Origin of the sequence: Paenibacillus borealis (genome assembly GCF_000758665.1) — a bacterium.
GTDB classification, from domain to species: Bacteria; Bacillota; Bacilli; order Paenibacillales; family Paenibacillaceae; genus Paenibacillus_AQ; species Paenibacillus_AQ borealis.
The window spans coordinates 6,099,071-6,123,360 of record NZ_CP009285.1 but is presented as its reverse complement, the minus strand read 5'-3'; the positions used below and the strand labels follow the sequence as shown (position 1 = coordinate 6,123,360).

Annotated in this window: 25 protein-coding genes and 2 tRNA genes; 18 read left to right on the top strand and 9 right to left on the bottom strand. The window is 50.7% G+C overall.

The genetic code is table 11. From position 1 onward, the window contains the following. Nucleotides 1–308: 308 nt before the first annotated feature. Nucleotides 309–869: a GNAT family N-acetyltransferase gene (locus tag PBOR_RS26000; protein ID WP_042216670.1), complete on the bottom strand. Its 561-nt coding sequence runs from the start codon at nt 867–869 to the stop codon at nt 309–311. Between the two features lie 1,007 nt (nt 870–1,876). On the opposite strand from PBOR_RS26000, the gene pyrR reads away from it, so the two are divergent. The 11 genes from pyrR to PBOR_RS25950 all read left to right on the top strand — a co-directional run bounded on the left by pyrR (nt 1,877) and on the right by PBOR_RS25950 (nt 13,767). Further along, nucleotides 1,877–2,458 carry a bifunctional pyr operon transcriptional regulator/uracil phosphoribosyltransferase PyrR gene (pyrR, locus tag PBOR_RS25995; protein WP_042219957.1) on the top strand — a complete coding sequence of 194 codons (582 nt, stop codon included), beginning with the start codon at nt 1,877–1,879 and terminating at the stop codon, nt 2,456–2,458. Nucleotides 2,459–2,460: 2 nt separating this feature from the next. Then, a complete protein-coding gene (locus tag PBOR_RS25990) occupies nt 2,461–3,369 on the top strand; it encodes an aspartate carbamoyltransferase catalytic subunit (protein ID WP_042216669.1) in 909 nt (302 codons plus the stop codon). 116 nt (nt 3,370–3,485) lie between these two features. After that, the gene (locus PBOR_RS25985) at nt 3,486–4,766 is read left to right on the top strand and encodes a dihydroorotase (RefSeq protein ID WP_042216667.1); all 1,281 of its coding nucleotides are present in this window, start codon (nt 3,486–3,488) and stop codon (nt 4,764–4,766) included. Between the two features lie 75 nt (nt 4,767–4,841). Next, nucleotides 4,842–6,020: a glutamine-hydrolyzing carbamoyl-phosphate synthase small subunit gene (gene carA / locus PBOR_RS25980; RefSeq protein WP_042216665.1), complete on the top strand. Its 1,179-nt coding sequence runs from the start codon at nt 4,842–4,844 to the stop codon at nt 6,018–6,020. Nucleotide 6,021: 1 nt separating this feature from the next. Next, the gene (carB, locus tag PBOR_RS25975; RefSeq protein WP_042216662.1) at nt 6,022–9,243 is read left to right on the top strand and encodes a carbamoyl-phosphate synthase large subunit; all 3,222 of its coding nucleotides are present in this window, start codon (nt 6,022–6,024) and stop codon (nt 9,241–9,243) included. A gap of 188 nt (nt 9,244–9,431) precedes the next feature. Beyond that, nucleotides 9,432–10,148, top strand: coding sequence for an orotidine-5'-phosphate decarboxylase (gene pyrF / locus PBOR_RS25970; protein WP_042219956.1), 717 nt, complete (start codon nt 9,432–9,434; stop codon nt 10,146–10,148). Continuing rightward, on the top strand, nt 10,145–10,786 hold the full coding sequence (gene pyrE, locus PBOR_RS25965; RefSeq protein WP_042216660.1) for an orotate phosphoribosyltransferase: 642 nt from the start codon (nt 10,145–10,147) through the stop codon (nt 10,784–10,786). The genes pyrF and pyrE overlap by 4 nt, the downstream gene beginning before the upstream one ends. A 592-nt stretch (nt 10,787–11,378) precedes the next feature. Then, entirely contained in the window at nt 11,379–12,950 is a 1,572-nt protein-coding gene (locus PBOR_RS25960; RefSeq protein ID WP_052429641.1) for an extracellular solute-binding protein, read from the top strand. A gap of 370 nt (nt 12,951–13,320) precedes the next feature. Continuing rightward, entirely contained in the window at nt 13,321–13,485 is a 165-nt protein-coding gene (locus PBOR_RS37495; protein WP_019909365.1) for a hypothetical protein, read from the top strand. 83 nt (nt 13,486–13,568) lie between these two features. Further along, nucleotides 13,569–13,645: transfer RNA gene (locus PBOR_RS25955), tRNA-Met, on the top strand. Nucleotides 13,646–13,693: 48 nt separating this feature from the next. After that, nucleotides 13,694–13,767: transfer RNA gene (locus PBOR_RS25950), tRNA-Ile, on the top strand. Between the two features lie 387 nt (nt 13,768–14,154). Here PBOR_RS25950 and PBOR_RS25945 read toward each other — a convergent pair. Beyond that, nucleotides 14,155–14,355, bottom strand: coding sequence for a DUF6199 family natural product biosynthesis protein (locus PBOR_RS25945; RefSeq protein WP_042216657.1), 201 nt, complete (start codon nt 14,353–14,355; stop codon nt 14,155–14,157). Between the two features lie 1,056 nt (nt 14,356–15,411). Between PBOR_RS25945 and PBOR_RS38195 the strand changes: the two genes are divergently transcribed. The 3 genes from PBOR_RS38195 to PBOR_RS25930 all read left to right on the top strand — a co-directional run bounded on the left by PBOR_RS38195 (nt 15,412) and on the right by PBOR_RS25930 (nt 17,437). Next, on the top strand, nt 15,412–15,831 hold the full coding sequence (locus PBOR_RS38195; protein WP_245647916.1) for a hypothetical protein: 420 nt from the start codon (nt 15,412–15,414) through the stop codon (nt 15,829–15,831). Nucleotides 15,832–16,064: 233 nt separating this feature from the next. Next, nucleotides 16,065–16,868 (top strand): undecaprenyl-diphosphate phosphatase, encoded by an 804-nt coding sequence (locus PBOR_RS25935; protein ID WP_042216654.1) that lies wholly within the window; start codon nt 16,065–16,067, stop codon nt 16,866–16,868. 179 nt (nt 16,869–17,047) lie between these two features. Further along, nucleotides 17,048–17,437, top strand: coding sequence for a hypothetical protein (locus PBOR_RS25930; RefSeq protein WP_042216652.1), 390 nt, complete (start codon nt 17,048–17,050; stop codon nt 17,435–17,437). A gap of 107 nt (nt 17,438–17,544) precedes the next feature. Here PBOR_RS25930 and PBOR_RS25925 read toward each other — a convergent pair whose 3' ends face one another. Next, nucleotides 17,545–18,255 carry an SDR family NAD(P)-dependent oxidoreductase gene (locus PBOR_RS25925; RefSeq protein ID WP_042216650.1) on the bottom strand — a complete coding sequence of 237 codons (711 nt, stop codon included), beginning with the start codon at nt 18,253–18,255 and terminating at the stop codon, nt 17,545–17,547. 99 nt (nt 18,256–18,354) lie between these two features. On the opposite strand from PBOR_RS25925, the gene PBOR_RS25920 reads away from it, so the two are divergent. Beyond that, complete coding sequence (locus PBOR_RS25920; RefSeq protein WP_042216647.1) at nt 18,355–18,714, top strand: MerR family transcriptional regulator; 360 nt, start codon at nt 18,355–18,357, stop codon at nt 18,712–18,714. Nucleotides 18,715–19,066: 352 nt separating this feature from the next. On the opposite strand, the gene PBOR_RS25910 is transcribed toward PBOR_RS25920, so the two are convergent. Beyond that, complete coding sequence (locus PBOR_RS25910) at nt 19,067–19,831, bottom strand: WD40/YVTN/BNR-like repeat-containing protein (protein ID WP_157764130.1); 765 nt, start codon at nt 19,829–19,831, stop codon at nt 19,067–19,069. 109 nt (nt 19,832–19,940) lie between these two features. Between PBOR_RS25910 and PBOR_RS25905 the strand changes: the two genes are divergently transcribed. Next, on the top strand, nt 19,941–20,141 hold the full coding sequence (locus tag PBOR_RS25905; RefSeq protein WP_042216640.1) for a hypothetical protein: 201 nt from the start codon (nt 19,941–19,943) through the stop codon (nt 20,139–20,141). A 197-nt stretch (nt 20,142–20,338) separates the two neighbouring features. Here PBOR_RS25905 and PBOR_RS37150 read toward each other — a convergent pair whose 3' ends face one another. The 3 genes from PBOR_RS37150 to PBOR_RS36450 form a co-directional block, all read right to left on the bottom strand. Continuing rightward, nucleotides 20,339–20,503, bottom strand: a complete 165-nt coding sequence (locus PBOR_RS37150; protein ID WP_156123296.1) for a hypothetical protein — start codon at nt 20,501–20,503, stop codon at nt 20,339–20,341. A gap of 85 nt (nt 20,504–20,588) precedes the next feature. After that, a complete protein-coding gene (locus PBOR_RS25900) occupies nt 20,589–21,131 on the bottom strand; it encodes an ImmA/IrrE family metallo-endopeptidase (RefSeq protein ID WP_042216637.1) in 543 nt (180 codons plus the stop codon). A 143-nt stretch (nt 21,132–21,274) separates the two neighbouring features. Then, the gene (locus PBOR_RS36450; RefSeq protein WP_081972188.1) at nt 21,275–21,451 is read right to left on the bottom strand and encodes a YjfB family protein; all 177 of its coding nucleotides are present in this window, start codon (nt 21,449–21,451) and stop codon (nt 21,275–21,277) included. 170 nt (nt 21,452–21,621) lie between these two features. On the opposite strand from PBOR_RS36450, the gene PBOR_RS37145 reads away from it, so the two are divergent. Further along, nucleotides 21,622–21,777 (top strand): hypothetical protein, encoded by a 156-nt coding sequence (locus tag PBOR_RS37145; protein WP_155991357.1) that lies wholly within the window; start codon nt 21,622–21,624, stop codon nt 21,775–21,777. 48 nt (nt 21,778–21,825) lie between these two features. On the opposite strand, the gene PBOR_RS25895 is transcribed toward PBOR_RS37145, so the two are convergent. Next, the gene (locus PBOR_RS25895) at nt 21,826–21,963 is read right to left on the bottom strand and encodes a hypothetical protein (protein ID WP_157764129.1); all 138 of its coding nucleotides are present in this window, start codon (nt 21,961–21,963) and stop codon (nt 21,826–21,828) included. Between the two features lie 178 nt (nt 21,964–22,141). Next, nucleotides 22,142–22,582: a NucA/NucB deoxyribonuclease domain-containing protein gene (locus PBOR_RS25890; RefSeq protein WP_042216634.1), complete on the bottom strand. Its 441-nt coding sequence runs from the start codon at nt 22,580–22,582 to the stop codon at nt 22,142–22,144. Between the two features lie 227 nt (nt 22,583–22,809). Between PBOR_RS25890 and PBOR_RS25885 the strand changes: the two genes are divergently transcribed. Then, the gene (locus PBOR_RS25885) at nt 22,810–24,285 is read left to right on the top strand and encodes a glycosyl hydrolase (RefSeq protein WP_052429821.1); all 1,476 of its coding nucleotides are present in this window, start codon (nt 22,810–22,812) and stop codon (nt 24,283–24,285) included. Nucleotides 24,286–24,290 lie beyond the last annotated feature (5 nt).

The following is a 24,290-nucleotide window of genomic DNA, read 5'->3' as shown; positions in this document are numbered from 1 at the left end:
TTGTTGTACAAACTGCAACTTTACTCAGACGAAACAGGCCCTGAGAGCGCAAATCCTGCACCTTTTACAACAATCCGCTTCAGAAAAGTAAATATTAAGCTTAAATGCTGTAAAAAATACAACATTTAGCCCGATGATGCATTTGCAGAGCAAAAATCCTGTAAAATGTGCAACATTACTTGGACAAAGAGCTAATGGGTTGGGTTGACGACTGCATATGGCGGCGGTGGGAGGGATGTGCCGTTAGCAGCCTCGAATATAAAAACAAGCCAGCCGGCAGCTTCCGGCTGACCTGATCGGACAGCAGCCTAACCTTTCCGGTAGGCCTTGCTGTGAAAGGCATTGATATAACGGAACAGTGCTTCGCCGTCATCCGGCACATTCCCGGTTCCATCCAGCGGCAGCAGCATCGCCTGATACGGCTCCGGCACCCAGATATATTGATGGACATAGGAGGTCAGGACGAATCCGTTCCGCTCCCAGAAATGAATGCGTTCCTTGTGTGTATCCGAGGTTCCGGATTCGGCCTCAATGATGATGCCCCGGATCCTGTGTTCTTGGATAGCCCAGTCTCTGATTTGTCCGAGGAACCAGCTTCCTGTCCCGGCTCCGCGCAGTTTCTTCTCCACCGCTAAGTAATCAATGACCAGCTTCTTATCCTCCGCTGCACCCACTACTCCAGTTACTGCCATCGCAACAACTTGTCCATTGTCCAGTCCCGCATGTAAATAAGCAATCTTCCGGTCCAGCATACTGCGGAGAATCCCTTTTGACTTAGCGCCGCTCGGGAAAGCCTCATGGTACATCTGCTCCATTTGCTTCCACAGTTGTTCATCCCAATGATCCACTGTAATAAAATCCAGCTCCATGATCTATTTCGCCTCCACTTTCATCATAGCAGAGGCGGGGCGGGAACGAAAATAAGCTTAGCGGGGATGAGAGTAACTTAGAAGGGGATGTGGGATGAGGAGAGTGGCGGGAGATGCGGTGGATGTTGCTGGGATCTATATCTATTGTATTTAATACAGTAGATGACTCCAGAACGGGCCTGAAAAGTGAATCTATTGCATTCTGTACAGTGGAATTCTGCGAAAGTGGTGTATTTGAGCAGAAACCTGCAATTCAATTGTACGAAATACAGTAGAACGGAGTTCAGCGGGGGATTTCACGAAATCTATTGTATAGAATACAATCAGCCCAAAATACAAAGCTATAAATACTTGGTTGGTTAAAGTGAAGCTGCTTTAGCTCTAGTTTCTTAACGTCGTCTGTTGCGTCGTATGTTGCGTCATCTGTATGCTCGCAACTCGCAGTTCATAAAGTACTTCGCACTTCGCACTTCGCAGTTCGCTATCCGCAGTTTGCACTATCAGCGCAGCGCTATAGTGCCGCCTTGCCTGCCCCATCCCTCCCCGGGTGGCGGGAAATTCTTTCACACCGTTTAGGTGGAAGCGGCGGAGGGGATTTTGGAACTGTAGGAGCGATAGCGTCCGCCTTTGTCTCCGGATTTAATCCGCTTAGCGGTTAATCAAATAAATCTGGAGATGGGCAGCGGCCGGAAGTCCAAAATCACCGCAGCCGCGCCTTTTACCTAAACTAACTCTTTAAACATTTGACACCGCCCCTTTCATCTGTCATAATTCCCTTTAGTTGAATATGCGCCTTTAATTCAGTCCCGTGAGGCTGGCAAGGTAACGTGAATCGAGGTTCGCGAACATGGAAGCAGGAATCCGTATGAGATCGGAGGGCCTTTTTATGCGCGCGGACACGCCATCTTTTTGAATCTGCGGATTTCACTCCTTGCCTGTTTCGGGCAAGGAGTTTTTTGTTTATCCGGGAACTTGAACAGGCGATCAAGCAGGAGGATGGCACGATGATGGTTACTGAAAAAAATGTCATTATGGACGAAACGGCGATTCGCCGGGCACTGTCACGCATTGCACATGAGATTTTGGAGAAGAACAAAGGTATTGAGAATTGTCTGCTGGTCGGCATCCGTACGAGAGGGATTTATCTGGCCCAGCGGATTGCGGAGCGTATCAAGGAGATTGAAGGCGTGGATATACCTTACGGTGAGCTGGATATCACGCATTACCGCGATGACCGCGAAGGCGGCGGTGACAACAGGGAGTCGATGGACAAGGCGGTGGTCAACAGCAATCTGACCCTGCCCCCGGGCAGCAACGGCATTAGGGACAAGAAAGTGATTCTGTTCGACGATGTGCTGTACACAGGCAGAACGATCCGGGCGGCGATGGATGCACTGATGGATTGCGGACGGCCGCGGATGATCCAGCTGGCTGTACTGGCTGACCGCGGACACCGGGAACTGCCCATCCGCCCCGACTATATCGGCAAGAACGTACCTACCTCCAGGCATGAGCAGATTGAAGTGTCACTGACCGAATACGACGGCAAGGACGAAGTGTACATTATTTCAAACCGGGAGGAACGATAACAATGATGACGGCAACGAAAGTGAAGGAACGCAGTCTGCTGGGGATTAAGGAACTGGACGGTTCGGAAATCAGCCAGCTTTTGAACAGAACGGCTTACTGGGACAATCAGAGCGAGAAGCTCACGCCGGTGCTGAGATCGCATTTTGTTGCCAACATGTTTTTTGAGAACAGCACGCGGACCCGCTTCTCCTTCGAAATGGCCGAGAAACGGCTGGGCGTTCAGGTGCTGAACTTCACGGCGGCAGCTTCCAGTGTAGAAAAAGGCGAGTCGATCTACGATACCGTCCGCACCTTAGAATCGATGGGGATCGATGCCGGAGTTGTACGTTTGAAGCCTGCAGGCGTGCTGCAGCAGCTGGCCGAGAAGGTGAACATTCCGCTGATCAATGCCGGAGACGGCAACAACGAACACCCGACGCAGGCGCTGCTGGACCTCTACACGATGCGCAAGCATTTTGGCGAGCTGAAGGGCCTGAAAGTGTCGATTATCGGGGATATTATGCATAGCCGGGTGGCACGCTCTAACCTGTGGGCGTTAACCAAGATGGGCGCAAGCGTCCAGTTCTGCGCACCGGCGAATATGCAGGCTCCTGAGCTTGCCGCTTACGCTCCATACGTTTCAATGGAAGAAGCGCTGAAAGCGGATGTGGTCATGATGCTGAGAGTGCAGCTGGAACGGCATTCCTCCGGTATTATTTTATCGGCCGCAGAGTACCGGGAGCACTTCGGACTTACAGAAGAACGCGCTGCGAAGCTGGACAAGGGAACGATCATCATGCACCCGGCGCCGGTCAACCGCAATGTGGAGATCGATGATGCAGTGGTGGAGAGCAGCCAGTCACGGATTTTCCCGCAGATGGCGAATGGAGTGCCGGTTCGGATGGCAGTGATGGAGAGAGCACTTCAGTAGCAAGATTCCGCAAAAAAACCTCACATAACTTTACTAATAAATATACACAAAGATGAATTTTTATTATATAATAACTAAAGAGCTTACGGCTGCGGCCAGAGGCACAAAGGAGAATCATAACCGTGATCATTAAAAACGCCAGTGTAATAAGCCAAGAAGGCGTGCTGGAGCGCAAGCATATTGTCGTGTTGGACGGGGTAATCTCTAAGATTCAGGATGCTGCAGAAGCAGTAGAAGAAGCTGGGGAGATTATTGAAGCGGAAGGCAAGCTGCTGATTCCGGGACTGATCGATATGCATGTGCACTTACGTGAACCGGGGTTTGAGCATAAGGAAACGATTGAGACCGGCGCGCGTTCGGCGGCCAAGGGCGGATTCACAACCATTGCCTGCATGCCGAATACACGCCCGGTAACAGACAGTGCAGAGATCGTCCAGCTGGTGAAGGATAAGGCGCGTGAAGCCGGACTTGTGAAGGTGCTGCCTTATGCGGCCATTACGAAGAATGAGCTGGGACTTGAGCTGACTGATTTCGCGGCACTGAAGGAGGCTGGAGCGATTGGCTTCACCGACGACGGTGTAGGCGTACAGAGCGCACAGATGATGAAGGATGCCATGAAGCTGGCGGCTGGACTGGATATGCCGGTCATCGCTCACTGTGAGGACAACTCGCTGGTTGAGGGCTGCGCGGTAGCGGAAGGTACTTTTGCCGATAAGCATGGCCTCAAGGGAATTCCGAACGAGTCGGAAGCCATTCATGTAGGCCGCGACATTCTGCTGTCTGAAGCTACGGGCGTCCACTACCATGTCTGCCATGTCAGCACCGAGCAATCGGTACGGCTGATTCGTCAAGCGAAGCAGATTGGCATCAAGGTGACCGCTGAGGTGTGCCCGCATCATCTGCTGCTCTCGGAGGAAGACATTCCGGGAATGGACGCGAACTGGAAAATGAACCCGCCGCTGCGCTCGCGCCGCGATGTGGAAGCCTGCATCGAAGGCCTGCTGGACGGCACACTGGATATTATCGTTACCGATCACGCACCGCACAGTGCGGAAGAGAAAGCAAAAGGCATGCAGCTTGCACCGTTTGGCATCGTCGGTTTTGAGACAGCCTTCCCGCTGCTGTATACCGCTTTTGTGGCCACTGGCAAATGGGATCTGTCCCTGCTGGTCCAGCGGATGACCGCTGATCCGGCCCGGGTGTTCAGATTGAACACAGGCAGCCTTGCAGTAGGGGCGCCTGCCGATCTGACACTGATTGATTTGAATGAAGAGAAGGAAGTAGATCCGGCATCGTTTGCCAGCAAAGGGCGGAATACTCCTTTTGGCGGATGGAAGCTTAAGGGCTGGCCGGTGAAGACTTGGGTAGACGGTAGAGCCGTATGGAGTGAAGTATAACTGACGGTACCTGCAGCCAGGCTGCAGTCCGTGACATAAGCATCAGACTACAGAAACAAGAAGGAGTGGAAGGGAATGCAGGCGAGATTGCTGCTTCAGGACGGAACGCTGTTTACAGGCACCGCATTTGGCGCGGAAGGCGAAAAGACGGGCGAGGTTGTATTTAACACAGGAATTACGGGATATCAGGAGGTGCTGTCGGACCCTTCGTACTGCGGCCAAATCGTCACAATGACGTATCCGCTGATCGGAAATTACGGCATTACCCGTGATGATTTCGAATCTGTGCGCCCTTTTGTGCACGGCTTTGTGGTGCGTCGTCACGAGACTGTGCCCAGCAACTGGCGTGCTGAATACAGTGTAGACGATCTGCTGAAGGAATACGGCATTCCCGGAATCAGCGAGATTGATACCCGGATGCTGACCCGCATTATCCGCCATCACGGCACGATGAAGGCGATCCTCACCACTTCGAATAAACGTGTGGAAGAACTGATGGAAATGATGGGCGATACTACAATTGAAGAATTACGCAATCAGGTAGCCCGTACCTCCACAACTAAGACATATAGCAGTCCTGGGAACAAAGAACGCATTGTCCTGGTGGATTACGGCGCGAAGACAGGCATTCTGCGCGAGCTGAACAGCCGCGGCTGTGATGTGGTTGTCGTGCCTCACGATGTGACTGCAGATGAGATCCGCCGCCTGAATCCGGATGGAATCCAGCTGTCGAACGGTCCTGGGGACCCTAAGGATGTGCCTTATGCAGTTAAGACCATTTCCGAGCTGCTCGGCGAATATCCGATCTTCGGCATCTGCCTGGGTCATCAGCTGTTCGCGCTGGCATGCGGCGCAGATACCGAGAAGCTCAAATTCGGCCATCGCGGCGGTAACCATCCGGTCAAAGAGCTGGAGAGCGGACGCTGCTTCATCACATCGCAGAACCATGGTTACACGGTTAATGAAGAATCCGTAGTGAACACGGAGCTGGAAGTTACGCATATTAACAACAATGATAAGACCGTTGAAGGACTGAAGCATACCCGTTACCCCGCTTTTTCGGTGCAATACCATCCGGAAGCGGCGCCGGGACCGCATGACAGCAGCTACTTGTTCGACCGTTTCCTGCAGATGATCGCAGACCACAAGGCGAAACTGCCGGCAGGCTCGCGCCAGGCGCAGCTGGCGGCGGGTGCCAGAATCACGGCACCGAAACCTGCAGCACAGCTTGAAGCCGTGAAAGGAGCACTATAACATGCCTAAGAACGATAAACTCAAAAAAATTCTGGTTATCGGCTCCGGTCCGATTGTCATCGGCCAAGCCGCCGAGTTTGACTATGCGGGCACACAAGCCTGCCAGGCGCTCAAAGAAGAAGGCGTAGAGGTTGTGCTGATCAACAGCAACCCGGCTACGATCATGACCGATACCAATATGGCTGACAAAGTATACATTGAACCAATCACGCTCGAATTCGTGACGGCGATTATCCGCCAGGAACGTCCGGACGGCCTGCTGCCGACACTCGGCGGACAGACCGGCCTGAACATGGCTGTGGAGCTGGCCCGTGCAGGCGTACTGAAATCCGAGAACGTGAAGCTTCTGGGCACACAGCTGGAATCCATCGAGAAAGCGGAGGACCGCGACTTGTTCCGCGAGCTGATGCGTGAGCTGGACCAGCCTGTTCCTGAGAGTGCCATCATTACAAGCGTGGAAGAAGCGATGGGCTTCGCAGCCGGCATCGGCTATCCGCTGATTGTCCGTCCTGCCTACACGCTGGGCGGAACAGGCGGCGGGATCTGTGACAATGAGGAAGAGCTCCGCGAAACCGTCAAAGCAGGTATCCGTTACAGTCCGATCGGCCAATGTCTGGTGGAGAAGAGCATCGCCGGCATGAAGGAAGTCGAATATGAAGTGATGCGTGATAAGAACGACAACTGTATCGTAGTCTGCAACATGGAGAACTTTGATCCGGTTGGCGTACATACAGGCGACAGTATCGTAGTGGCGCCAAGCCAGACGTTGTCTGACCGCGAGTACCAGATGCTGCGCAGCGCTTCCCTGAAGATTATCCGCGCGCTGAATATCGAAGGCGGCTGTAACGTGCAGTTCGCACTCGATCCGCAGAGCTATCAATACTATGTCATTGAAGTGAATCCGCGTGTAAGCCGCTCGTCGGCGCTGGCGTCGAAGGCGACCGGATATCCGATTGCCAAGATGGCCGCCAAAATCGCCCTCGGCTACACGCTTGATGAAATCGTCAATCCGGTTACCGGACAGACATATGCCTGCTTCGAGCCGACACTGGATTATATCGTAAGCAAAATCCCGCGCTGGCCGTTCGACAAATTCATCTCAGCGAACCGCAAGCTCGGTACCCAGATGAAGGCAACCGGAGAAGTGATGGCGATTGGCCGTACCTTCGAAGAGTCGATTCACAAGGCGATCCGGTCGCTGGAGATCGGTGTGCACCGTTTCCGTCTGCCTGGCGCAGAACTGCTTGAAGACAGTGTGCTGCGCAATAGACTCGCTAAAGCGGATGATGAGCGTCTGTTCCTGATCGCGGAAGCGTTCCGCCGCGGCTACGGGCTGCAGGATATTCAGGATACGACGAACATCGACTGGTGGTTCCTGTCCAAGATCGAAGGCCTCGTGAACTTCGAGGACGAGATCCGCGCGGAAGAAACCTTGTCCGCAGAAATTCTCTATCAGGCGAAGCGCAAGGGCTTCACCGACCGGGCGATTGCCGAGATCCGTGCCGAAGGGCGTCCGGGTGGAGCATTCACCAAGGAATCCGAAGTACGCGTGCTGCGTCTACAGCAGGGTCTGGTTCCGGTATTCAAAATGGTCGATACCTGCGCCGCCGAATTCGAAGCTTCAACCCCATACTACTACTCGACCTATGAGACCGAGAATGAAGTCATTCATTCCGATAAGCAGAAGGTTATCGTGCTCGGCTCCGGTCCGATCCGTATCGGCCAGGGTATCGAGTTCGACTACTCTACCGTGCATGCGGTATGGGCGATCCAGAAAGCCGGCTATGAAGCCGTAATTATCAATAACAATCCAGAGACAGTGTCGACGGATTTCAATACATCAGACCGCCTGTACTTTGAACCGCTGTTCTTCGAGGATGTCATGAATGTTATCGCCCAGGAGAATCCGATCGGGGTTATCGTACAGTTCGGCGGACAGACAGCCATTAACCTGGCTGCGCCACTCGCTGCTGCTGGTGTGAACATTCTGGGTACCAGCCTGGAGAGCATCGACGAAGCCGAGAACCGCAAGAAATTCGAAGCGCTGCTGGCCCGTCTGGATATCGCACAGCCAAAAGGCAAGACGGTTATCAACATTGACGAAGCCGTTGAAACAGCGCAAGCGCTGGGTTATCCGGTGCTGGTTCGTCCATCTTATGTCCTGGGCGGCCGTGCGATGGAGATTGTCTACAACGATACAGAGCTGCTGAGCTACATGGTTGAAGCGGTGAAGGTTAATCCGGAGCATCCGGTGCTGATCGACCGTTACATGCTGGGCAAAGAGGTTGAAGTCGACGCGATCTGCGATGGCGACACCGTAGTGATTCCGGGAATTATGGAGCATGTAGAACGCGCAGGGGTTCACTCCGGTGACTCCATCGCCGTCTATCCGCCGCAATATCTGGATGAAGGCCTGAAGCAGAAGATCTCCGAGATCACGATCAAGATCGCTAAGGAACTAAAGACGATCGGACTGGTCAACATCCAGTTTGTCATCTATCAGAACGAAGTGTATGTCATCGAGGTTAACCCGCGCTCCTCGCGTACGGTTCCTTTCCTGAGTAAGGTTACAGGCATTCCAATGGCAAACCTGGCAACAAAAATCATCCTCGGCGGCAAGCTGAAGGAAGACGGGTACACAGAAGGACTGTGGCCGGAAAGCGACTACGTTTCGGTAAAAGTACCTGTGTTCTCTTTTGCCAAGCTGCGCAGAGTTGAACCGACCTTAGGACCGGAAATGAAATCGACCGGGGAAGTTATGGGCCGCGACAAGCTGTATGCCAAAGCGCTCTACAAGGGCCTGATCGGCGCAGGAATGAAGATTCCGGCCACCGGGGCAATCATCGTTACCGTAGCGGACAAAGACAAGGCTGAAGCGGTTGAGCTGATGAAGGGCTTCCATGCCATGGGCTACAAAATCATCGCCACCGGCGGTACCGCGCTTGCGCTTGAGCAGGCCGGGCTGAACGTGATGAACGTTAACAAGCTGGATGAAGGTGAGCCGACCATTCTGGATCTGATCCGCGGCGGCCAGGCGAACTTCGTCTTCAATACACTGACCAAAGGTAAGACTCCTGAGCGTGACGGATTCCGTATCCGCCGGGAAGCGGTAGAGAACGGCGTTGTATGTATGACTTCGCTGGATACCGTAACCGCGCTGCTGAGAATGCTGCAGACGATTAACTTCTCGTCACAGTCGATGCCTGCTTTTGTCGGACAATAATATAGGGGTGAGGGCAGCCGCTACAGGCTGCTACTAGGACGGTTTGCGTTAGCGCAGACCGTTCACCTATGCCCGGGACCTTTAACGTTACAAGATAACAAAGGAGAGAAGGTTGGCAAATGGAGGGGACTGCAGCACAGCAGCAACACGAACATGAGAACATTGGACAGGTAGAGAAACGTAATGAAATGGCCGGACGGCTGATGGTTGCCCTGGACTATCCGGATGCGGCACACGCGAGGCTGTTACTTGACCAGCTGGAAGGTATCCCTTGCTATATGAAGGTCGGCATGCAGCTGTTTTACGCTGCCGGGCCGGACTTCATCCGGGAGCTGAAGGAACGCGGCTATTCTGTCTTCCTAGATGTCAAAATGCATGATATCCCGAATACAGTTCGGGGCGGCGCGGAAAGCCTGACGATGCTGGGCGTTGATATGTTCAACGTGCATGCCGCCGGGGGAGCCGCCATGATGGCTGCTGCACTGGAAGGCGCAGCGAAGGCCGTCAGCCTGCATCCGTCGCTGCATATTCCGCTCATTATCGCGGTGACCCAGCTGACCAGCACCAGCCAGGAAGTTATGAACAGCGAAATCGGCATCGCCGGAACGGTGACGGACACGGTTGTGCGGTATGCCAAGCTTGCGGCGGAGGCCGGACTGCATGGCGTAGTGGCATCGCCGCAGGAATCAGCAGTGATTGCAGCAGCCTGCGGACCGGATTTCCGCACAGTGACCCCGGGTATCCGGCCTGCCGGTGCCTCGCTGGACGACCAGTCCCGCGTGATGACACCCGGACAAGCTATACGACAGGGCAGCCACTACCTGGTAGTGGGCCGGCCGATTACAGCGGCTGCAGATCCTCGCGCCGCAGCACTTACTATCATTGAGGAGATGAGCGAAGTATGAGCCCATTAGAGAATAAAAGTGAACAAGTTGCACGTTACCTGCTGGAGATCGGAGCGGTTGCCCTGCGCCCGCAGGAGCCGTTCACCTGGACGTCCGGGATCAAATCACCGATCTATTGCGATAACCGCCTGACCTTGTCTTTCCCGGTTGTCCGCAACTACATTGCTGAGGCCTTCGCAGAGCTGATCAGAACCAGCTATCCGGACGCTGAGGTCATTGCCGGGACTGCAACCGCCGGGATTCCGCATGCGGCCTGGGTGGCCGATAAGCTCGGTCTGCCAATGGCTTATATCCGCGACAAGGCCAAAGGCCACGGCAAGCAGAACCAGATCGAAGGCCTGATCGCTCCCGGCCAGAAGGTCATCGTGATCGAGGACCTGATCTCCACCGGCGGCAGCTCGATCAAGGCCGCGCAAGCTGTACAGGAAGCGGGCGGCGTGCCACTGGCCGTTCTCGCCATCTTCAGCTATGAGCTGGACCGCGCCGTAGATGCCTTCACTGCTGCGGATATCCCGCTGCAGAGCCTGTCCAACTACAGCACACTCATTGATGTGGCGCTGGCCCAAGGCACGATCGCTGAATCGGATGTAGCGCTGCTGCAATCGTGGCGCAAAGACCCGGCAGCGTTCGGCGTATAAGCTGGATTGCAGGCTGTCATCGGCTTATGGGCGGCGTAATACACTACAACACGTCCATTCCTCACAATTGATTTGTTACGGCCAATTGGAGTCTGCTTAGCAGGCGCTGTGGATATTGATGTGGATATTGATGTGGATATTGATGTGGATATTGATGTGGATATTGATGTGAACATTAATGTTGTACTTTTTGCAACTTTGATCCATAGGTAACCGGGTGTTCAGGAGGATTGTTGTACAAAATACAAGAATATTCCTGCTAAACCTCTTGAACACGGTGAAATCCTGCAATTTATACAACAATTCCGGATTTTGGCCGATAGGATGAGGGAAATGTTGTATTATGTGCAGGATTTTACGGAAGATGAGACTATACAGACAAGAATTACAGCGAGAAGCCCCGTGCCTTGACAGGTACAGCAGGGCTTCTTTTTTGTGTTAGATAGAAGCAGATTGTACAAGGGTGAACAAACTGTCTTTTTAGTTTAAACGGGATGTCACTTCCCATATTCGAATAGGCTATATAATGCTAAATAAAGGAATGCTCAGCTGGTTGTCCAGGCTCATGATATTTCATTAGGAGGCTATAAATATGGCTAAATCAACGATTCCTCTTCTGCTTAGGCGCGGTCTTCCGCTGGCACTCTGTGCGGCAGTACTGCTGCCTGTTATTCCAGTAGCGGCGGCAGCACCAGGCTCACCAGCCGTTCCGGCCAGACCCCTGACGCCATCCGTGGTGACGCAGCCGTCAGATGAGCAGCGCGTCCTGCGGATCGGAAGCCTGTGGAGCAATAGCGACGACACTTATCTGCGCCAGAACCTTACAGACCTCTATGAGTTTACGCATCCGGACGTGAAGCTGGAGTTTGTTCCGGCGGTAGATCAGGAGCAGTTCCGCTTCACCAATACGTACATGGTGGAAGGACCGGAAGCATTAGGGCATATGCGGGACATCCTGCTGGGCAGTGATCCGGTCGATGTGATTATAGGAGACGGCAGCCTGATCAGGAATTTGGCAGATCAGAACCTGCTTGAGCCTCTGCAGCCGCTGATTGACCGTGACAGCTATGACATCAGCAACATGGCACCCACCATGCTGAATGGTGTCCGCGAGCTCGGCAGGGGCCACCTGTTTGCGCTGACACCTACCTTCAGTGCCAGTGTGGTTTACTACAATAAGGGGATTTTTGATGCTGCCGGAGTGGATTATCCCACAGACGGGATGACCTGGGATGAATTCTTCAAGCTTGCAGGTAAGGTGACGAAGACCTCCAAGCATCCGGATGAGCGGATATATGGCTTCTCAAGAAGCCGTTATGCCGGTGATCCGTTCGGGGATATGCTGGTATATCTTTCTCCCCTTCAGGCTGCTATGTACGATAACCAGGGCGGCGCTATGACGGTAAACAATGCACTATGGAGCAGAGGCTGGACTACCTTCAGCAATCTGATTCAGAAGCAGATTATCCCCGGCCCGGGTGATATTGAAGCCGCAGCCGCAGCAGCTGCCGGAGTTGCAGAGACTGAATTCAACCCGTTTCTGGGAGACTGGTTCCTGACAGGCAAAGCGGCAATGGTCATCGGGGAATACGGTTATATCAACGAGCTGGCCTCAGTAGACCGTAAGGCTATGCTGATTAAGAACATTAATTTCAGACATGTCGATTGGGGCATCGCTGCCGTACCTGCGTTTGCTGAGAAGCCGGGAGTGACTGTAGGCGCCGGACTGGATCAAATGCTGGCCATCAGCAGTACCGCGCAGAATGAAGAGGATGCCTGGGAGCTGATCAAATTCGTCAACAGCAACGAGGTAGCCAAAATAAAGGCGGCCAACCCTTATCAGCTCACCTCCCGGATGGATTTCAACCGTTCGCAGAAGGCCGGAGTGAGCCTTGAACCCTTTTACAATGTAAAGCCTGTGCCAGTGTCGGTGTCGGATTCTGATGTGAATAATCTGGCGTACAAGATGCCTAATATTTATCAGATTAATCTGGCCGGACAGATGCTGTTCAGCGAAGTCATTCAAGGCAAACGGACGGTAGCGAATGCCCTCAAGGCCTGGGAGCAGCAGGGCAACCATATGCTTAACGCGATGCGCAAAGATCCTACGGTCTTTTTCAATCTGGACAACGGCTGGCTGGAGCGAAGTGCGAAGAAGAAGTAGTGTCCGCATGTGGACGGGGGAAGCTAAGTGGGAAAATGTCATCTAATTATTGCGGAGTCTCTGTTTTGGAGGAGCTAGATGGAAAAACAGCACTTGTTTTCGCCCAAAATGGAGATTGATAAAGAAAGGTCAGAACTAGATGACGATAATCCACTTATCTTCGCCAAAACATAAGAGGCGATCAATTTAAGTGTAGAAAATCCAACTGTTCACGGTGGGAGGCTGACTCGGCCTGCGGAAGAGTGAACAAGGCAAACGGTGCAGAATTTGCCAACCGATCCGCAGGGTCTTTCTCCTGTTATTAATGAAAAACTGGGCATGCTAAAGATCAGGGCAGCCTACATTAATACGAAAAAGGAGAAGGGGCATTATGAATTGGATATACTTCGCGAAATTGTTCAGGACAAGATTTCAAGCGGGTTGTCTGGCCAAAAGACTCGAACAGGACGGCTGGATCTACGGCTATCATGATCCGCGTTTTGTGGAAATTTACCGTTCGCGCAAGGGCCGTTACGGTGTGCGTTTTCTGCCATAAACAAATTATCCAAATTCATCCTTGACTTTATCCATGCTTATATTGTATATTATCTATTGTCGCTGTTTGAATATGATTACTGACGCGGGGTGGAGCAGCCCGGTAGCTCGTCGGGCTCATAACCCGAAGGCCGCAGGTTCAAATCCTGCCCCCGCAACCAATTTTAATTTCATCAGACAGCACTTGTAAAATACGGATATCCTAGTCCGGGCCCTTAGCTCAGTTGGTTAGAGCGGTCGGCTCATAACCGATTGGTCACAGGTTCGAGTCCTGTAGGGCCCACTTCACTAAAACCCTTACTTTGTAAGGGTTTTTTGCTATATGTAGGCTCGTCGGAGAACCATATAATTACTTAGAAAATAAGCAATGAACTAAGCTTAATAGATTGCTTGTATCACAGGGGGATCACTTTTGGTGGTTATGGAACAGCATTACACGAGAAAATCTAAACAATTCGAAGCATTGGCGGGTAAGCGAAGAGCGCCAGCATTTGCTGTGGATAAGGGTACGCGAATAAGCAGCCTGGCACAGGAACAGCATCCAATGTTATTGATAATACCCGCCAGGCATAGTGCCTGACGGGTATTTTGTTTACTCGGATTGATCAAGTGAAATCGTTAAAACGCAGTCTCCGGACAAATGCAGTTATTATAAGGAATCAGTAAGTCCCTAACTAAAAATTATAGGCAAAAAGAATAGGAGAAAGACAATAAGTACGATAACGCTGCTGATTCTACTCATCAAGAGATAGGCATCGCTGGGTTCGGATTCACCCTGTACCATCCATCCATAACGCATATGCCAGCCCATTGCCGGGAAGAAAATATTCAGTATCGCAATCAGCATGAACAGAATAGCAAAGATAACCATATTTACCAACTCCTTTATTCCTTTTACGCAGAATGAGTATATGAAGTTGCATAGGTATGTCGTTTTCTAGCCCCCAAAATAGCTACGCCTGAGACACAAGAGAGAGGCAATGAAGGAATATAGCTTACGATCATCCTACCGGAAGGCAGCAGCAGAGTGGGCAAGTTATGCAGCATGGGTTTGAAGGGAATCAACAAAAAAATAGACCCAAATTAGGAATTTGGGTCAAACAGGGAGGGTTCAGTTGTCCTACTATAAAATACGATAATGAATAAATTTGGTGTGGACATTGGAATGGACTTAAGGGCGGAGCTACTGGGGTTAGCGCCCTTTTTTGCGTAAATAGGTTGTTAACTGGTTATAACTAGTTGTTCGTCCATGTCTAAATCTGATGAGATGCGTACACTAAACTATCTTAATAGGGAGGTGTACGTATTGAGTTGTCCAGACGATAAAAAATGTCACCATAAAAAAATCGTCACCATTGCTCCTTCGAAAAGAAAAAGAAAAGAACATTGCCGAAAAGTTATAAAAAAGGTTGTTAAAGTAACATGTCCACCACCTGAAGTAAATGTCACTACCCCGACAGTCATTGGTCCCACAGGTCCTCAAGGAGCACAGGGTGCTCAGGGCATACAAGGAATCCAAGGAATCCAAGGGGGACAGGGCCCGCAAGGAGCAGAAGGTCCTCCAGGACCCGCCGGCGGGCCTCCAGGACCCCAAGGACCCCAAGGTCAACCCGGGCCAGCGGGGGCGATAGGACCACAGGGTGTAGCGGGGCCCGTCGGTCCGCAAGGTGCGCAAGGAGTACCGGGCGCACAAGGGCTTGTAGGTCCCCAGGGCCCGCAAGGTGTACCTGGTCCTGCAGGAGCGATAGGACCACAGGGTAATGCAGGAGCGACAGGACCTGCCGGACCCGTAGGCCCAGCCGGGGCAACAGGAGCAGCCGGAGCCGTTGGAGCAGCCGGGGCGACAGGGGCAACCGGGGCAGCAGGAGCCGCAGGACCTGCCGGAGCGACAGGAGCAACCGGGGCGACAGGAGCAGCTGGAGGAGTATTGGGATTTGCTGATTTCTTTGCTCTGATGCCCCCGGATAATGCAGCAACTGTAGCACCGGGCACAGATGTAAGCTTTCCTCAAGATGGCCCAACCAGCGGGACGACGATTACCCGAATCGGACCCAGCTCATTTAATTTAGCGGTAATCGGGACTTATCAGGTGCTGTTTCAGGTTAGCGTAACCGAGGCCGGGCAACTCATCTTGACTCTTAATGGTGCGGATCTTGCCTATACCGTGGTTGGGCGTGCAACAGGTACCTCTCAAATCGTAGAAATGGCTATAGTGCAAACAACAGTTATTAATAGCATACTGACAGTTCGAAATCCAGCGGGTAATTCCACGGCACTTACGATTACTCCTCTCGCTGGAGGAACAAGACCCGTTTCAGCACATCTTGTCATCACGCAACTTGCCTAGCGGTTATCTTACAAATAGATAATTCATAAAATGCTGCCACCATTAGCTTGGTGGCTTTTCTTGTAATTCGCTCATATACATAAAAAAAGCTTGGAATAAAGACTGAACAATAGCCATGTGACAATAATGTCATACCGCTTGTAAGATTGTTATGTAAATCGATGGGGAAATGAGTACATCCCCCTTATACTGGGAATAAATTGATTCTATTTCTGAAAGGGGACTCATCGCAGGTGAGTGACGTAATGAAAGCAATCATCCTCGGCATAGTTGAAGGCTTAACTGAATTTTTACCGGTATCCTCCACTGGACATTTAATTTTAGCTGGTGATTTACTGAGCTTTGAAGGAGACGCTGCAATAACCTTTAAAATTGTTATTCAGCTGGGTGCTGTAATGGCAGTTCTGCTTCTGTACTGGAAAAGGTATTTGGAGATAGGGACTAATATGGTTAAAATGGATTTTTCCAAAAACAAAGGATTAAATGTATTTCATATGATCTTAGCGATGCTGCCCGCATTAATCCTGTACCTCCTCTTCAAGGATACTATAAAAAGCCGTTTATTCGGCCCGACGCCTGTTTTGATTGGTCTGGTTGTCGGCGGCTTGTTGATGATCATTGCGGCAAGGAATAGGCGGACTGCAACTGCGGATACGATGGATGGGATTAATTATAAACAGGCATTCGGAATCGGTCTGTTCCAATGCCTGGCGTTATGGCCGGGATTTTCGAGATCGGGTTCGACGATTTCAGGCGGCCTTTTGCTAGGCACCAGCCAAAAAGCCGCCGCAGATTTTACATTCCTTATTTCCGTGCCTGTCATGTTTGGTGCAAGCTTATTGGATTTGTATGATAGCCGTGATTTGTTGAGCTCTGACGATTTAGTTCTAATGTTAATTGGCTTTGCGGCATCCTTTATAGTGGCAATGATTGCAGTAGTGACCTTTATTAAGCTGATTAAGTGCCTTCGATTGGAGTGGTTTGCTCTCTACCGGTTCATTCTAGCAACTCTCTTCTTTTTAATCGTTATACATTAATTAGTTTAAATTAGTTTTTAAGGATCTAATGTAAGTTTCTGAAGAAAGTTAAAATTTTCACAATGTATTTTTGTTTCAAAATGCGATACACTGGACTCACACAAGATTGTGATTGCTAACTGAATGGATTTTACAGCAGCGGAAAATCACATCTTCTTATCTATTTGGGAGGTGTCTTTTTGGAAGACGTAATTAATTTTGTTCAAACTTTCAAAGGTTTAGAGGAGCGGATTAATGAATTCATTAATGAGGATTCTTCTTTGGAATATGTAGAGGGATCTGAAGAAGTAGTGGCTGGAGGAGCTTACGCCTGGTCTAAATTAAAACCCGCTGAAATGAATAAGCAAGATCACATTGACTCAGATTATATGGAATTAGCAGAAGAGGTCAGAAAAGTTTTGAAAAATGAGCACAGCCCCCATATTGAAAAATTTGAACGGAGTTGCGCCTTAGTTTTAAACTATATTCGGCAAGATACTTTGCTCTGGGTTCCAGGTTTGAAAAATGTGATTGAAAATATAAAATCCGAATTGGATTTACAGCAGTTTTTCATGGAAGTGACACGATAGTCTATTATATTGAGGCCCGTCAACCGTAATCCGTTGGCGGGCATTTTTCTTTCGTGGCAAGTCTAACCTTTACTGTTATTATAATAAGGAATAAGCAGTTGACTGCATTACCAGGCATAAACCCCATTTACATCCAGGAACTCTCCATTGTGCCGCAGACCATCTGTTGCGTAGCCGACAATAATAGCAGCGCCGTCTGCTTTGGATTTGCCGCCTTCGGCATTGCCGTTCAAATCCGTCTTGGTGAAGCCGGGTGTGACGGCGAATACTTGAGCAGTGCTGTTCTTACATTCCATCGCCATGGCCACGGTCATCGCATTGTTGGAGGTTTTGGAGGCGTTATAGTCAAAAGCATTGAGCGCGTATGCAGAGCTCTGCATGAAGTGGAGTGAGGCCATATCGGTCGACACGTTCACAATGGTTCCTTCATTCTTTTGGATTAGGGGGAATAGCTGTTGATTCAGGCGGAATGTTCCAAAGAAATTCACTTCAAAGGCATTGCGCAAATCAGCCTCTTGGGTTGCACTGAATGAGCTCGAGAAGGCGCCCGGCATGCCGGCATTATTAATTAAAAGTGTCAGATCCGCGTAGTTGGCCCGAATGCTGCCGGCTGCTTCTTCAATACTCTCTTTATCAGTCATATCAATTTGAACGAACTCTGCGTTTAATCCCTGGTTTCTTAGTTCGGAAGCTGCGGCTTCTCCCCGTTCAATACTGCGTGCACCAAGCAACACCTTCCAGCCGGCTTCACCAAGCTGTCTCGCAATTTCAAATCCAATTCCTTTATTAGCGCCTGTTACAAAAGCGGTTCTGTTCATAGTATTCCTTCTTTCTGCGGGATATGGTCTAGCAACAATTCAAAGTTTATTATGCTACACTTAGTGTAGGTCAACATAAATATTTGGGAGTGAACCGGAATGTTTACAATAGGACAAGTCGCCAAAAAAGTTGGAGTGGGCATAGGGGCGATCCGCTTTTATGAACGAAAGGGACTTCTGGATTCCGTAGCCCGCAATGAGCAGAACAACCGCCTGTATACCGATCAGGAGATTACCTGGCTAATGTTCCTTAGATGTCTGCGTGAAACCGGAATGAGTGTGGAGGAGATCAAGAAGTATCATGATATGGTCAAAGCCGGCACCGCTACCTTACCTGAACGCATTACGCTTATTCAGAATCAGAAGCAACAGCTCCTGGATGATATTGAAGCGAAAAAAGCGCAGCTCATTCATCTGGAGCATAAGCTGGAGCGGTATTATGCCGGGGAGAATTATTAATAGATAATATTCTGGCGCGGTTTCTCTAAATGGAGGGGCATAAATGAAATTGATTAAGAGATTGAGTTTGTGGTTGCCGACCCTGTCTATAGCGGTATGTATGATAAATCTGTCAGGACAAGATGATAAAAACCTGCTGCTTTTTTTGACATGCCCCTTACTGTTATGGCTTAACCCTCAGCTGACAGATCTGCACTATAGTATGGACAATGAAATTCTTTGGCAGTTTATACTATACGGCATCCACTTTTTCTTCTGGTTGGTGTTTGGACTATTGTTCGATTGGTTATTAACGCGCAGAAGAGCAAAGTAGTTGTAGGAGTCTTCGGGATCTTCCTGGGTCTTGCGGTTGTCATTTATGGAACGAAGATCTTTGGTGTGCTGTTTCCGTGGCTGTAGCCCAATCCTTGCCGTCCGGCGAAGTCCAAAGGGCATGACCAATGCGGATTTCCCAAGAGTAATGTTCCTTATCCTGATTTTCAGCAGCGTCCCAGGACAAGCTGTTCCATGTACCTGCGGTATGGTCAGTTATAGCAGTCCAGTGCTGTCCAGCGTCTTGAGTCACGAAAAACAGGAAAAACGAAGTGTTCCCGCCCTGTGCATTCTGTATCTCAGGGTGATCCGGAATCATGATTCCATAGGAAGTTGAGCTGAAAAAAACAGGCGGTGCAGGATCGAACATGGAAGCGGCGTATTGATCAGGCACGTCAAGCTTCACCCGGGTCCAGTGCGCTCCGCCATCTCCGGTTGTGTACAGCCGCTGTGTCCCTGATTGCGGAGTGTTGATGGTTAGCCATCCGTTATCCGCACTACTGAATGTAAAAGCTCCGACTGGTCCGGAGGGTAAGGTTCCGTTCTCCGAATCACTGAGCTTATCCCAGGTTTTGCCGCTATCGGCCGTCTGGTAGATTACATTGTCAGCTCTGAACATCCCGGAACCGGCGGAAGTGATCTTCCAACCGTGCTTCTGATCCAATCTATATTGATAAGTCTGGATGTTCTCAGTAGAAGCAGAAGCGGCTGTATCAGCGGCTTGGGCAGGCATAGAATTGAATGTGAGCCCAACAAGACTGGCGGCAAGCTGCAAGGCTAACCATATTCTCCATAGAAATTCCACTATAAACACCTCCATGTCCATAGTAAGGGATGGCAGCTGGATATAAGTTACAGAAACATGATTAAACGATTAAAAATATATAACCAAGGAGAGGGGGAATAGAGCGGCAATGAGTGAAGCAGAGGATAACAACCTTGAACTGGAAAAGCGGGTAGCAGCGCTGGAGAAGCGGATTGCTGTGATGGAGAAATCTACCCCGCCGGCTCCGCATTCTTCCAAAAAGGGAGTCTGGATCATGCTTGCGATAATACTCGGAATCCTCCTGGCAATGGCGGGTATCGGGATTATCCAGTTTGTCAGCAGCGGCTAGCTGGTTCTTAGCAAACTTTCAGAATTTGCTCATACCTGATTTAAGGTTGGTTTAAGCAACAGTGAGTATAGTGTATACATACCCCCTGATAGAAACCTTGGACCCTGCCGGATGTTGGCGGGGTCACTTTTTTGTCAGATGAAAGGGTTACGGATAGAGCTGCGCTCGCTATATGCTGATTATTCTGATTAAGAGGTTTAATCGTACTCCTTGGGTTCCTGCAGTAGGATGGAGAAGGTCTGCGTTTCGTGGTCCACTTCGATGGTCTCAATGCCGACAAAATCCGGGATTTCGGGATGGACTGCATCTACGCTATATTCCGGATGGGTCAGCAATAATTGAATGACTTTTATGGCTTCCATGTCGCTCCCCTTTACGGTTGAAATGTCACCATGCATAGAGGTACATCTGTTTCTTATGTCTATGCCGGTATTATCCCCGCAGCGCTTAGCGAATATGTCTATGGATTAATTTTCTGTCCTCGTTCCTTTCCATTACGGCCATTAATTGCCCCTGAAAAATACGCCGCTGGATCTGGTCAATCCGCTGCAGGGCCAGCTCTACGGGAACCTGGAAGACGCCGGCAATTTCGGCGACAGCATCCTCACGCAGTTCAGGCAGTGTCCGCGCAGAAATCATGGAATAAGGCATGGCGGCATACAGAATAAACCGCTCCGATTCATCCTCCTGCGCCTGCGTGAACTGTTCGGGCATAAGGGTGTGCTTACCGGCATGGCGGAGAAGATGGCATAGCTCATGGAGGAACTCCAGCCGCTGCAGTTCGGGAGGGAGCCTGTTGTCGATAAACATGCTGTACATTCCGGCGCTGGCTTCAATGCTCTTGCTTCGGACATCCAGATAATGAACCCAGATATTCAGCCGCTCGGCTATGTACTCAATGGATATGTCGGCCGGCTGGCGGACACCGATGCGCTGATATAAATCCTCAGTCCATTTCTCCAAGGCGGTCATCTGATAATAGGATTGCATAATCAATCACCTCAATATAAGATCGTATGTTCGTATTAATGGTCAAAAGAAAAGCCCTGAAGGGCTAAGCAATCAGCACGCTTAACATTCAGCAGCTGAATTGATATGGAACGGGTGTTCCTATGTATGTAAGCATAAAGCAATCAGGCGCGAATATCAAGTGTTTTTCCCAAGGTGGGGTGTACGCTTTGGCTCAGCATCTGGACCATATTCTGGGCATCCGTCTGTGCCTGATCTTTGGCAATACTCATAACCTGCAATCCCGCAGCCTGCAATAATGAGGACTGGTTCATGACAACCGATAACGCAGCAATATCCATTTGGTACTACCTCCTCAAAGTTTTTTGAAGCAGCGCCTCCACCTATTATATCGACTGATGATAGCTTGTCCGTTAGGTGAACGGCATTTCTTTGCCGATTGGCCCATGCCACTGGTTAAATTTCCACATATTCTGTGCTGTATTCAATATTCAAGAGGAGGAATTAAATTATGGGTGCAGAGTATGGTTGCGGTTGTGGAAATAACGTCGGTGGAGTTAATCAGGGTCCTCCGATTGTTCCGGTAGTAAGCCCTTGGACTTCGACTGGTGCGATTCTGGTTCTGTTCATTCTGCTGGTTATTATCACTAAAGCCTGTTTGTTCTAAAACGACATTGAACAAGTGCTGCCCTGTCTGGCCTGAGGCCGGATGGGGCTATTTCTTTTTTTTGCGTGCTGCCGGACCGATCTGGCGTTTGATTCTGCCTGTAAGCTCATCCGTTTCAATGATATACAACTCCCTGACTGTACCTGCAAGTGCAAACCATTCCTGTAAGGCTTCGGCCTCGGACATAGGGCCGTACAGCCTTTTTCCCCGATAACAGATATAGAACACTCCCGGCTCTCCGTCTTTGGAATAATATCCCACCCTATTTTACGCTTTATCCGGGTGAAATTGCATAAAGAACTGTCGTTCGCATAACAGTTATGCAAATGTCCTTATATGACGGAGAGGAGAGCGGCTAATTTGTCTATTTGAACATGAACTCTACGCGGGTACCGTCTGCGAAGTCCTCCAGCTGATTGCCGACCCAGCTTCCTGCCCCGCGGTTATCACTGGGGGTTATGTATTCAATATCGGCTCCGGCTCCGCCTTCTGCACACATCGCCATCGGCCATTCGTCGCGGTCATAACCTTTTTTGGTAGGTACGCCTTTCAGGGATTCCTTACGGTTCGCTTCGGCTTCATTCCGGTCAATCGTGCAGATGGGGGACTCCCCGTTCTCAATCGCTTCCTGAATATGTCTGGCGGTCTCCGGATAACGGTCAGACGGAAATTCCAGCCGGACAACCTCCGAATTGCCGGAAGACGGCGTCTGAGACGGGAGCTGACCATTCTCCCCGAAGTAGTAAGCAGCCAGGCTGAGCAGAACAACGATAATGAGACTGGTGATAAATTTTTTGGCTTTCATATCTGCTCCTTAAAAGTTTTGTTAGCATTGCTTCCAGTGATAAGCTCCGGCAAAACCCGCTTCGGAAGTATACGCTTAAGTATTGTGGGCGCAGGAAGCCTGCGCTCACAATAGTATAGCGTATGACAGCCGCATTGTAACAGACCGAATTCCTGTCCATTCGCCGTTCTGATGTTACATAATTCGCCATATTATGTACAAACAGATGGAGAAGGATGGTGGAAGAAGTGGAGCAGCGCATACTCAGGGATCTGCTGGATTCCGCGTCACGGCTGGTGGGCGATGTACAGTGGCAGTCGGCATTCCGCAGTGTGCAGATGGCCCCCGCGGATGCGGAGCTGGGCCTTCCGGCAAGCAAATTGCTGAGAACTTTATATTGGCTGCAGGGGCAGGGCATGATTAGCGGACAGCATGATTATCTGGAGAGCCCGGATGAATTCAGCGTGAAGCTGAAGAATACCGGCGGAAGTTATGCCGGACTTCACGGCTATGAAATGGGCCCCATCAGCAACCAGACTGTGCAGCAGATCAGCAGCCAGCGGCAGGCCGTCACAGACAGCGCTATCCGCTGGCATCAGGCCGGGGGAATCGTGACGATGAGCTATCATGCCAATCTGCCGGGGACTGCTCCGGCCTGGGCGAATGTCTCGATGAGTCTCAGTGAAGCTGATTTCAGCAAATATATTACTCCCGGAACTACTCAATATACAGCATTAATTACGGAGCTGGACAAAGTAGCCGTGTACCTCAAAAAGCTGAATGATGCCGGTGTACCTGTGCTCTGGAGACCTTACCATGAGATGAACGGCGGCTGGTTCTGGTGGGGGCAGAAATCTTCCTTCAGTGTGCTTTGGGAGATTATGTTCGAGCGGTATACCGTGTATCACAAGCTGCATAATCTGCTCTGGGTATGGAGTCCGAATGCGAAGAACCAGTGGTGCGATGAACCTGCGAAGTATTACCCGGGCAGCGGGAGAGTGGACGTGCTGGCGCTGGATATCTATGACGCTGATTTCAAGGGGAGCCATCATGACAGTCTCTGGGATCTGGGCCGCGGCAAGCTAATCGCCATTGGAGAGAACGGAGAGCTTCCTCCGGTCGCCTTGCTGGCTGGTTCCCAGAACAAATGGAGCTACCAGATGACCTGGGGCAAGCTGCTGTATGAGAAGAACAGTGATGCGGTGATCAAGGCTTTTATGAAGGATAATTTCGTGTTCACCAGAGATGAATATGCAGCGAAGGCGGCAGCAATGGATTCATCATCGGGCGGCATTCCTAAGCCGGGCCTGTATGGCCAGTACTATAATAACATTACGCTCAGCGGTACGCCCGCCCTCACCCGGACGGATGCCAGCATCAACTTCATCTGGAGACAGGCAGCCCCTGATCCGGCTATTGGTGCAGATATGTTCTCGGTACGCTGGAGCGGCAGGCTTAGTGCGGTGTACAGTGAGACTTACAGCATCTATACTTCTTCGGATGATGGCATCCGGGTATGGATTGACGGCAAGCTGATTATTGACAGCTGGATGAAGCAGAGCGGGCAGGAGCGGCAAGGCAGTGTGAATCTAATTGCGGGTAAGCTGCATGGGCTGAAGGTGGAGTATTACGAGAACCAGGGGGATGCGCGGGCCGTGCTGATGTGGGAGAGCCCCAGCCAGGTCAAAAGCGTAATTCCGGCAGGGGCGCTGTATCTTCCTTAACAGGG